Source organism: Stenotrophomonas sp. HMWF003 (genome assembly GCF_003061285.1).
GTDB classification, from domain to species: Bacteria; Pseudomonadota; Gammaproteobacteria; order Xanthomonadales; family Xanthomonadaceae; genus Stenotrophomonas; species Stenotrophomonas maltophilia_AP.
Genome location: NZ_QAIW01000181.1, coordinates 13,614 through 23,766 on the forward strand (window position 1 = coordinate 13,614; position 10,153 = coordinate 23,766).

8 protein-coding genes and 1 pseudogene are annotated in these 10,153 nt (G+C 68.5%); 5 read left to right on the forward strand and 4 right to left on the reverse strand.

Going from position 1 to position 10,153, the window contains the following annotated elements:
* Together DBR34_RS22330 and DBR34_RS07360 are read left to right on the forward strand one after the other, a co-directional pair.
* A pseudogene (locus DBR34_RS22330) lies at positions 1-106 on the forward strand (50S ribosomal protein L19); the annotation flags it as partial.
* A 171-nt stretch (positions 107-277) separates the two neighbouring features.
* Complete coding sequence (locus DBR34_RS07360; protein WP_128096303.1) at positions 278-646, forward strand: DUF6404 family protein; 369 nt, start codon at positions 278-280, stop codon at positions 644-646.
* Here the strand turns inward: DBR34_RS07360 and DBR34_RS07365 are convergent.
* Positions 643-2,133: an MATE family efflux transporter gene (locus DBR34_RS07365; RefSeq protein ID WP_128096304.1), complete on the reverse strand. Its 1,491-nt coding sequence runs from the start codon at positions 2,131-2,133 to the stop codon at positions 643-645. The genes DBR34_RS07360 and DBR34_RS07365 overlap by 4 nt on opposite strands.
* A 64-nt stretch (positions 2,134-2,197) precedes the next feature.
* Here DBR34_RS07365 and DBR34_RS07370 point away from each other — a divergent pair, with 64 nt between their 5' ends.
* From DBR34_RS07370 to DBR34_RS07380, 3 genes are all read left to right on the forward strand, one after another.
* Positions 2,198-2,485, forward strand: a complete 288-nt coding sequence (locus DBR34_RS07370; protein WP_258223728.1) for a hypothetical protein — start codon at positions 2,198-2,200, stop codon at positions 2,483-2,485.
* A 9-nt stretch (positions 2,486-2,494) separates the two neighbouring features.
* Complete coding sequence (locus DBR34_RS07375; protein WP_128096305.1) at positions 2,495-2,899, forward strand: RNA-binding S4 domain-containing protein; 405 nt, start codon at positions 2,495-2,497, stop codon at positions 2,897-2,899.
* A gap of 112 nt (positions 2,900-3,011) precedes the next feature.
* Positions 3,012-4,208, forward strand: a complete 1,197-nt coding sequence (locus DBR34_RS07380) for a cellulase family glycosylhydrolase (RefSeq protein WP_128096306.1) — start codon at positions 3,012-3,014, stop codon at positions 4,206-4,208.
* Positions 4,209-4,292: 84 nt separating this feature from the next.
* Here the strand turns inward: DBR34_RS07380 and katG are convergent, their stop codons facing one another.
* From katG to mutS, 3 genes are all read right to left on the reverse strand, one after another.
* The gene (gene katG / locus DBR34_RS07385) at positions 4,293-6,518 is read right to left on the reverse strand and encodes a catalase/peroxidase HPI (protein WP_128096307.1); all 2,226 of its coding nucleotides are present in this window, start codon (positions 6,516-6,518) and stop codon (positions 4,293-4,295) included.
* 320 nt (positions 6,519-6,838) lie between these two features.
* Positions 6,839-7,480, reverse strand: coding sequence for a DUF937 domain-containing protein (locus DBR34_RS07390; protein ID WP_128096308.1), 642 nt, complete (start codon positions 7,478-7,480; stop codon positions 6,839-6,841).
* Positions 7,481-7,673: 193 nt separating this feature from the next.
* A partial coding sequence (mutS, locus tag DBR34_RS07395; RefSeq protein ID WP_128096309.1) for a DNA mismatch repair protein MutS occupies positions 7,674-10,153 on the reverse strand: 2,480 nt, incomplete at its 5' end.

The window sequence follows — 10,153 nt, forward strand, 5'->3', positions numbered from 1 at the left end:
CTACCTGCGTGGCCTGGAAGGCAAGGCTGCCCGCATCAAGGAAGATCTGGCTGCCGCTGCGCAGGCCAAGCAGGCCCGCCTGGCTGCTGCCAAGGCTGCCCAGTAATACCGCGCCGACAACCCCGGTTGTCGCGCAACGAACGGCCACCTTCGGGTGGCCGTTTTCGTTTGTGGCGCATGCCAACAGCGGGGGCATGATCCGCAGGTGTCCGCTGGAGTTGCCCTGGCGGCCACGCACCGATTACGGTAATCCCCCCACGCTCAGGTCAGGACGACGATGCCCCATTACCCCGCCAAGGTCCGCACCGCGCTGCAGCTCATGCACGACGCCGGTGTTCCGCAGACGCTGCGCGCGCCGCCGTTGCACCGGCTGCTGTGGCGGTTGGGCATTGCGGTGTCGCCGCCGCTGCTGGCCGGTTTCACCGCCAACGCGCTGCTGATGGGCGTGTTCTTCGGCGTGACCTGGGGCGTGTTGATGCTGCCGCTGTTCGGGCTGCTGGTACCCCTGAAGACGTGGGGGATCGCGGCTAGCGCCTGCTTGGCCGGCGCATTGTTCGGCGTGATCATGGGGCTGATCATGCGCGCCCAGCAGCAGCGCTACCGGCTGCCGGCGTGGCGCAGCCTGCCGGAAGGGGGCGCCGCTTAACCGGTGCGGTGTGGCACCGGTTGCGGGGCGGCCGTGGGCGGCGCGTCCGGGTTGAGGTCGGCCACCGGTGACGGCGGCATGGCCGGCACCTCGGCCGGGGCCGCCATCTCTTCGCGATGGGTCGGCAGCATGTGCGCCTTGCGCCAGCCACCCCAGCGGTAATACGCCAGCGACAGCAGCATCGCGCAGAACGAGCTGACCGGGAAACTCCACCACACCGCGTCGGCGCCCCAGCTGTCCTGCAGCAGTTCGGCGAACGGCACGCGGATGCCCCACAGCGAAACGGCCAGGATCAGCAGCGGCGGAATCACCGCGCCGGTGGAGCGCACCACGCCGGAAATGACGAAGTTCACGCCGAAGAACAGGAACGACCACACCGCGATGTGGTTGAGGTGGCGGGCCACCTCCAGCGACTGGCTGGCGTCGGGCAGGAACAGCGCCAGCGTGTAGCGGTCCAGCAGGATCAGCGGCAGGATCAGCACGCCGGTCAGCAGGAAGTTGTACAGCACGCCACTGCGCGCGGTGCCGCGCACGCGGTCCCAGTTGCCGGCGCCGACGTTCTGCGCGGCCATCGACGAACAGGCCGCGCCGATGGCCATCGCCGGCATCTGCACGTACGTCCACAGCTGCAGCGACGCGCCATAGGCGGCGGCAGTGTCGGTGCCGTAGCCGTTGACCATGCTCATCATCAGGATCATCGACAGCGAGATCAGCACCATCTGCAGGCCCATCGGCACGCCCTTGACCACCAGCGCACGCAGGATGGTGGTGTCGATGCGGAACATCGCCATGTCCTTGCGTCCCAGCCACAGCACGTGCCGCTTGTTGCGCATGTACCAGAGCAGGCCGATCAACGACAGGGTCTGCGCGATCAGCGTGGCCCACGCCGCGCCGGCGATGCCCAACTGCGGGAACGGACCGATGCCGAAGATCAGCAGCGGGTTGAAGCCGATGTCCAGCACCACCGACAGCAGCAGGAAGCGGAACGGCGTGCGCGAATCGCCGACACCGCGCAACGCCGAGCTCAGGAAGGCGAACGCATACAGCGTGGGCATCGCCAGGAAAATGATGCGCAGGTAGGCCTCGGCCAGTGGCAGCGACTCGGCCGGCGTGCCCATCGCGGCCAGCAGCGGGTGCGACAGCCACCAGCCGGCGATGGCGATCACCACCGACAGGCCGATGAAGAAGGTGGCACTGGTGCCCATCACCCGGCGTGCCTGGGGAATGTCGCGCGCGCCCATGGCCTGGCCGATCAGGATGGTGGCGGCCATGCCGATGCCGAACACCGAGCCGATCAGGAAGAACATGATGTTGTTGGCGTTGGCCGTGGCGGTCAGCGCCGCCTCGCCGAGGAAGCGCCCCACCCAGATCGCATTCACCGACCCGTTCAGCGACTGGGCGATGTTGCCGGCCAGGATCGGCAGCGCGAACAGGAACAGGTTGCGCCCGATGGGGCCGGTGGTCAGGTCAAGCGGCGCCTTGGCCATGTGCGATGGAGATCGGGCTCGGGGAGAGGCACACTAGCATCAAGCCCGTCAGGGAGGTATCGCGATGCAGACGCTCAACCGCAGCAGGTGCCGGCGCGCCGCACTGGCTGACCGGTTCATGCCCGTGCTGGTGCCGCTCTTGATTGCCGCGGTGCTGCCCGCATGTTCTTCGGGTATGGACCGCCTCGGCGATGCGCAGGTGCGGCCCATGGACCGACCGGAATGCCAGGTCGGCAGCGAGCGCCGGGATCTTGATGCGGGCGTGCCCGTGCTGATCGGTGGCACTGGCTGCCGCGGCAATCCGGCGGCGCCGCAATCCCTGAACCGACGACCGGCAGAGCCGGGGAGCTGAACAACCCGCATGATCGAAGCAACGCCGTTGGCCGCCGTGCGGCTGGATGTGTGGCTGTGGGCCGCACGCTTCTTCAAGACCCGCAGCCTGGCCAAGCAGGCCGTGGAGACGGGCAAGGTGGACGTGGCCGGGCAGCGCCCCAAATCCTCGCGCGCGGTGCGCGTGGGCGAGCAGCTGCAGATCAGCCGGGGCGACGATATCTACGAGGTGCAGGTGCGTGGCCTGAGCGAGCTGCGCGGGCCGGCGCCGGTGGCGCAGCAGTTGTATGAGGAAAGCGAGGCGTCGCGTGCGCGGCGGGCCGAGGCGCATGCCCAACGCCAGGCCGCGCGCAATGGCTACCTGCCGCCGGAGCATCGGCCGGACAAGCGCGCGCGCCGGTTGATCCGTGCGCTCGGGGATATCGATTCGCTCTAGCGGATGCCGGGTTTCCGTGCATTGTTGCTATGGATGGTGGAAACACGCGCGCAGTCACGGTGCGCTCCAGAGGCATGCGTCAGGCTGCTGCTTCGTTCAAGGAGTCGCGCCCATGCGCCCGCTGTTGATCCGCCTGTGTTTTCTGACTTTGTGCCTGTTCGCCTTCGGTGCGCAGGCCGCCGCCGATGCTTTCTGGAGCCAGCCGCAACGCGGTGGCAACAGCTTCAACGAACAACCCCCGGACCGCGCGTACTTCGATGCGCTGCGCGCCACCGGTGCCACCTGGGTACGGTTGACCCCGGACAAGTGGCGGTCGGCGGGCGGCCGCGATTTCCTGATGGGCAACGCAGATCGCTACCAGGGGCTGGTGCCGGCCGACGTGGCCACCCTGCGGCGGGTGCTGGACGATGCCGATGCTGCCGGCATGAAAGTGGTGCTGGTGCCGCTGTCGCTGCCGCTGCTGCGCTGGAAGCAGAAAAATGACGGCGTGGTCGACCAGCGGCTCTGGCAGTCGTTCGACAACCACCTGCCGGCGCAGGCGTTCTGGCGCGACCTCGCGCGCGCGCTGCACGGGCACCCGGCGCTGGTGGCCTACAACCTGATCAACGAGCCCGCGCCGGAGTACGGCACCACGCTGCGCGAACACGCCGACCCGGCCGCGATGCGTGCCTGGTATGCCACGGTGAAGGATGGGCCGCGCGATCTGCCGCGCTTCTACACCGGCCTGATCGCAGCCGTGCGCGAGGTCGACGCCGACATGCCGCTGATGCTGGACCCGGGCTGGTATGCCGCGGCCGACGCGTTGGCGTACTGGCCTGAGCCGCTCAAAGATCCCCATCTGCTGTACAGCGTGCACATGTATGAACCGTACGCGGCCACCAGTGCGCCCAACCAGACGCGGAGCCCGCCGTATCGCTATCCGGCGGTGGTGCCGTTCGGGTCTGGCAAGGAACAGTGGGATGCAGAGCGTGTGGCCAGCTACCTGCAGCAACCCATTGCGTGGGCCGACCAGCATGGCGTGGCGCGCAGCCAGATGGTGGTCGGCGAGTTCGGCTGCATGCGCCGTTGGGCGGATTGCCCGGCCTACCTGGAGGACGTCCTGCGCGTGCTGGAGGCGCACAAGGTGCATTGGGCCTTCTACGCGTTCCGCGAGGATGCGTGGGATGGTATGGACTACGAACTGGGCGATGCCGCACTGCCCTGGACCTACTGGCAGGATGTGGAGGCGGGCAAGGTGCCGACGCTCAAGCGCACTGACAGCCCGCAGTTCGCCCCGATCCTCAAACGCCTGCGCGCCGCCGGTCATTGACCCGCGCGTGCGACCGCCTCCCGTCGAATTGCATGTCGACGGACGCCGCAAGGGACCGACCCGCAGGTCGGTCCCCTGGATGGCTCAGGCGTGCAGGTCGTAGCGATCCAGTTCCATCACCCGCGTCCAGGCGGCGACGAAATCCCGGACCAGCTTCTTCTCGCCGTCGGCACTGGCGTACACCTCGGCCAGCGCGCGCAACACCGAGTTGGAGCCGAACACCAGATCGGCCCGGCTGCCGGTCCAACGCTTGGCGCCGCTGCTTTCGTAACCAGTGCCAGCGGCCTTCCATTGCGTGCGCATGTCCAGCAGGTTCACGAAGAAGTCGTTGCTCAACGTGCCCGGGCGATCGGTCAGCACGCCCTGCGCATTGCCGTCGACGTTGGCCCCCAGCGCGCGCAGCCCGCCGACCAGCGCGGTCATCTCCGGCGCGGTCAGCGTGAGCAGCTGCGCCTTGTCGATCAGCAGCACCTCGGCGGGCACGCTGTAACGGCCCTTGAGGTAATTGCGGAAGCCGTCGGCATACGGCTCCAGCACCGCGAACGAGTCCACGTCGGTCTGTTCCTGGCTGGCATCGGTGCGGCCGGGCGTGAACGGCACGCTGATGTCGTGGCCACCGGCCTTGGCGGCCTGTTCAACACCCACGCCACCGGCCAGCACGATCAGGTCGGCCAGCGACACCTGCTTGCTGCCGCTACCGTTGAAGTCCGCCTGGATCTTCTCCAGCGCGGCCAGCACCTTGGCCAGCTGCTGCGGCTGGTTCACCGCCCAGTCCTTCTGTGGGGCCAGGCGGATGCGCGCCCCGTTGGCACCGCCACGCTTGTCCGAGCAGCGGAAGGTCGATGCCGACGCCCACGCGGTGGACACCAGCTCGGCCACGCTCAAACCGGCGTTGGCGATCTGCTGCTTCAGGCCGGCGATGTCCTGGGCGTCGACCAACGGCCGGGTCGCTTCGGGTACCGGATCCTGCCAGATGAACTCCTCGGCCGGGATCTCCGGGCCCAGGTAGCGCGTGCGCGGGCCCATGTCGCGGTGGGTCAGCTTGAACCAGGCGCGTGCGAAGGCATCGGCGAAGGCCTGCGGCTCGGCCAGGAAGCGGCGCGAGATCTTTTCGTAGGCCGGGTCCACGCGCAGCGACAGGTCGGTGGTGAGCATGGTGGGGCGATGCTTCTTCGACGGATCGTGCGCGTCGGGAATGATCGCCTCGCTGTCCTTGGCCACCCACTGATGGGCACCGGCCGGGCTCTTGGTCAGTTCCCACTCGTGGCCGAACAGGATCTCGAAGAAGTCGTGGCTCCATTGCGCCGGGGTGCGCGTCCAGGTGACTTCCAGGCCGCTGGTGATGGTGTCGCCGCCCTTGCCGCTGCCGAACGCGTTCGACCAGCCCAGGCCCTGGCTTTCCAGGCCGGCCGCTTCCGGCTCGGCACCGACGTTGTCGGCCGGGCCGGCGCCGTGGGTCTTGCCGAAGCTGTGGCCACCGGCAATCAGGGCAACGGTTTCCTCGTCGTCCATGGCCATGCGGCCGAACGTGTCGCGGATGTCGAAGGCGGCCTTGAGCGGGTCCGGGTTGCCGTCCGGGCCTTCCGGGTTCACGTAGATCAGGCCCATCTGCACGGCCGCCAGCGGATTCTCCAGGTCGCGCGAGTGGACGTCGCCATCGGCATCGTCATCGGACACCAGCACGCCGTGGTCTTCCTGCACGCCCTCCGAGCCATGCGCATAGCGCACGTCGCCGCCGAGCCAGGTGGTTTCGCGGCCCCAGTACACGTCCTGGTCCGGCTCCCAGGTATCGGGCCGGCCGCCGGCGAAGCCCAGCGTCTTGAAGCCCATCGACTCCAGCGCGACGTTGCCGGTGAGGATCAGCAGGTCGGCCCAGGAAATGGCCTGGCCGTATTTCTGCTTGATCGGCCACAGCAGGCGGCGCGCCTTGTCCAGGCTGACGTTGTCCGGCCAGCTGTTGAGCGGGGCGAAGCGCTGCTGGCCACGGCCACCGCCGCCACGCCCGTCGCCGATGCGGTAGGTGCCGGCGCTGTGCCAGGCCATGCGCACGAACAGGCCGCCGTAATGACCGAAGTCGGCAGGCCACCACTCCTGCGAGTCGGTCATCAGTGCGGTGAGGTCGGCCTTGAGTGCGGCGTAGTCCAGCCCCTTGAACGCGGTGGCGTAGTCGAAGCCGTCATCGAGCGGGGTGGAGCGGTTGGAATGCTGGTTGAGCAGGTCCACGCGCAGCTGCTTGGGCCACCAGTCGCGGTTGGTGGTGGCATCGCCGACGAGGGCGTGGTTGAACGGGCACTTGGCTTCGCTTTTCATGGGTCGCTACCTGTGTACTTGCGAATGTGGGCACCTGCCGCGGTTGGGCAGGGCGATCGGAAAGAGCGCATCGCTCAGGGCGAAGAGCATCCGGCACGGTCGATGGGCAGCGATTGGACGCGCGTGCGCGATGGGGTCAATCGATGCATCCGACGATCTCCTGCGGGAATGCCTCTACGTTAAGCACGTTCAGGCATTCGGTAAATTCGAACGAATCAACCAAAGCAATAGATAAGTTCTATCGCAAGGCGCCGGTAGTGCCGGCCGCTGGCCGGCTCCCGCACCCCTACCAGCGGCACACCCCAAGGCACGCCCCGAGATCAGCGCTTGCCGAGCAACCCACCGCCCAGCTTGAGCAGGTCGCCGATGCCCAGCTGGCCATCGCCGTCCTGGTCCAGCACCGAGGTGAGCAGGCCGCCGCTGCTGGCCGCTTGCGCTTCCTGGCCGAGTGCCTGGCTGAGCTGGCCGGCGTTGCCGCCGTTGGCGAAGCGCTGTGCCAGGTAGGACATGACGATCGGGGCGAGGATGGCCAGCAGTTGGCTGGTTTTGCTGCTGTCCAGGCCGGTGGCCTGGCTCAGGCCTTGGGCGGCACGGTCGCTGTTGCCGCCAAACACATGGCCGAGGATGCCGGCGCCGTTGGTGGCGTTGCCACCGCCGCCGCCGAGCACGCTGCCCAGCAGACCGCCCAGGTCGAAGCCGCCCCCGGCGGCCGGCGCGTGATCGCGCTGCAACGCGCCAAGCAGCGCATCGGCACCTTCCGGTTGCTGGGCGTTGCGGCCCATCGCGCCGAGCAGCAGCGGCAGGGCCGCGCCCACGGCGCTGCTGGCCTGGGCAGGTTCGATGCCCAGTTGCTGGGACACCTGCTGCAGGCCTTGGCCCTGCTGCAGTTGTTGGAAGAGGGAGGCGGCAAGCGATGCGTTGTTCACGACGGACTCCAGGCAGGTGGATGACCGCCCGAGCATACCGCCGGATTTACTACGGCAATGCGAAGGGACCACCCGACCAATGGGCGGGCCGCGGTGGGTATGCGTGGAGCCGGCCAGCGGCCGGCACTACCCGGGTGTGGGGCCACCCGACCAACGGTCGGGTGCCACCGGGGTGGGGATGCCGAACATCAACCGGTAGGGCACGACCGCTGGTCGTGCCGGGCGCCGGTCAGATCAGCGCCTTCAACCGGTACAGCGCTTCCAGCGCCTGCTTGGGGGTGAGCTCGTCGGGGTCGATGGCGGCCAAGGCGTCCTGGGCGGCGGTGTTGGGGGCGTTGAACAGGCCGAACTGCTGCGGTGCATCCAGCGCCTGCGGGGTGACCGTGGCGACATGGGTTTCTCCGCCCCGCTGCTCCAGTTCGGCCAGGCGACGGCGGGCCTGGGCGACCGTCGATTTCGGCAGGCCGGCCAGTGCGGCCACCTGCAGGCCGAAGCTGCGGTTGGCCGGGCCATCCTTTACGGCATGCATGAACACCAGCGCGTCGCCGTGCTCCACCGCATCCAGGTGCACGTTGGCGATACCGCTGGGGCCGCCTTCGTGCTGCTCGTCGGCCAGCGCGGTCAGCTCGAAGTAGTGGGTGGCAAACAGCGTGTAGCAGCGGTTCTGGTAGGCGAGGTGGCGGGCTACGGCATCGGCCAGGGCCAGGCCGTCGTAGGTCGACGTGCCGCGCCCGATCTCATCCATCAGCACCAGCGAGTGGGCGCTGGCGTGGTGCAGGATGTAGCTGGTTTCGGCCATTTCGACCATGAAGGTCGACTGCCCGCGCGCAAGGTCGTCGCCGGCACCGATGCGGGTCAGGATGCGGTCGATCGGGCCGATCACCGCGCGGCTGGCCGGCACGAAGCTGCCGATGTGGGCCAGCAGCACGATCAGTGCGTTCTGGCGCATGTAGGTGGATTTACCGCCCATGTTCGGGCCGGTGATCACCAGCATGCGGCGGTCCGGGTGCAGGTCCAGGTCGTTGGGCTCGAACGGCTGCTCGCGCACGGCTTCCACCACCGGGTGGCGGCCACGTTCGATGCGCAGGCACGGCGCGGTTTCCAGTTCCGGGCGCGCCCAGTCCAGCGCCTGGGCGCGCTCGGCGAAACCGGCCAGCACGTCCAGCTCGCTCAAGGCACCGGCGCATTGCTTGAGCGGTTCCAGCTGGCCGCCCAGCGTGTCCAGCAACTGCTCGTACAACACCTTCTCGCGCGACAGCGAACGCTCGCGCGCGGACAGCACCTTGTCTTCGAACGACTTCAGCTCCTCGGTGATGTACCGCTCGGCATTGGTCAGGGTCTGGCGGCGGGTGTAATGCACCGGCGCCTTGTCGCTCTGTCCCTTGCTGATTTCAATGTAGTAGCCGTGCACGCGGTTGTAGCCGACCTTCAGCGTGGCGATGCCGCTGCTGATGCGCTCGCGCTGCTCCAGGTCGATCAGGAACTGGTCGGCATGGGTGGACAGGCGGCGCAGTTCGTCCAGCTCGGCATCGAAGCCTTCGGCGATCACGCCGCCATCGCTCAGTTTCATCGGAGGCGTCGGCGCGATCGCACTGGCCAGCAGGTGCGCGCATTCGTCGTGCTCACCCAGCGCCGCATGCAGCGCGACCAGACGCGGCGAATCCAGCGGCGCCAGTACCGCGCGTACCTCGGGCAGCAGCCCCAGGCCGTCGCGCAGGGTGGAAAAATCGCGCGGGCGCGCCGAACGCAGCGCCACGCGGGTGAGGATGCGTTCCAGGTCGCCAAGCGCACGGAAGGCATCGCGGATGTCGCCCTCGGCACCGCGGTCGATCAGCGTCGCCACCGCATCGTGGCGGTGCACCAGCACATCGCGCAGCCGCAGCGGGCGGTGCAGCCAACGCCGCAGCAGGCGCCCGCCCATGGGCGTCACCGTGGTGTCGAGCACGCCGAGCAGGGTGTTGCGGGTATCCCCGTCCACCCGCGTGTCCAGTTCCAGGTGGCGGCGCGTGGCCGCGTTCATCGCGATGGCCTCGCTGGCCGTCTCGGTGGCGATCGCGGTGAGGTGGGGCAGGCGCTGCTTCTGGGTCTCTTCGACATAGCCCAGCAGCGCGCCGGCCGCGGCGGTGGCGCGCGGCTTGTCGTCGATGCCGAAGCCGGTCAGGTCGTGCAGCTTGAAGAAGGCCAGCAACTGGCGGCGGCCGCTGTCGGCGTCGAACAGCCACGGCGCACGGCGGCGGATGCCGTTGCGGTGCTTGAGGAACTCCGGCCAGTTTTCTTCATCGGGGACCAGCAGCTCGGCCGGCTCCAGCCGGGCCAGCTCGGCTTCCAGCGCGTCTTCCGAATCGACCTCGTTGACCAGGAAGCGGCCACCGGCCAGGTCCGCCCAGGCCAGGCCATAGCCATGCTTGCCGCGCGACAGCGCCATCAGCAGAGTGTCGCGGCGCTCGTCCAGCAGCGCTTCGTCGGTGACCGTGCCAGGGGTGACGATGCGCACCACCTTGCGTTCCACCAGGCCCTTGGCCAGGGCCGGGTCGCCGATCTGCTCGCAGATCGCGACCGATTCGCCCAGCGCCACCAGCCGTGCCAGGTAGCCTTCATAGGCATGCACCGGCACGCCGGCCATCGGGATCGGCGCGCCGCCGGAGCTGCCGCGCTGGGTGAGGGTGATGTCCAGCAGCCGCGCGGCCTTGCGCGCGTCGTCGTAGAACC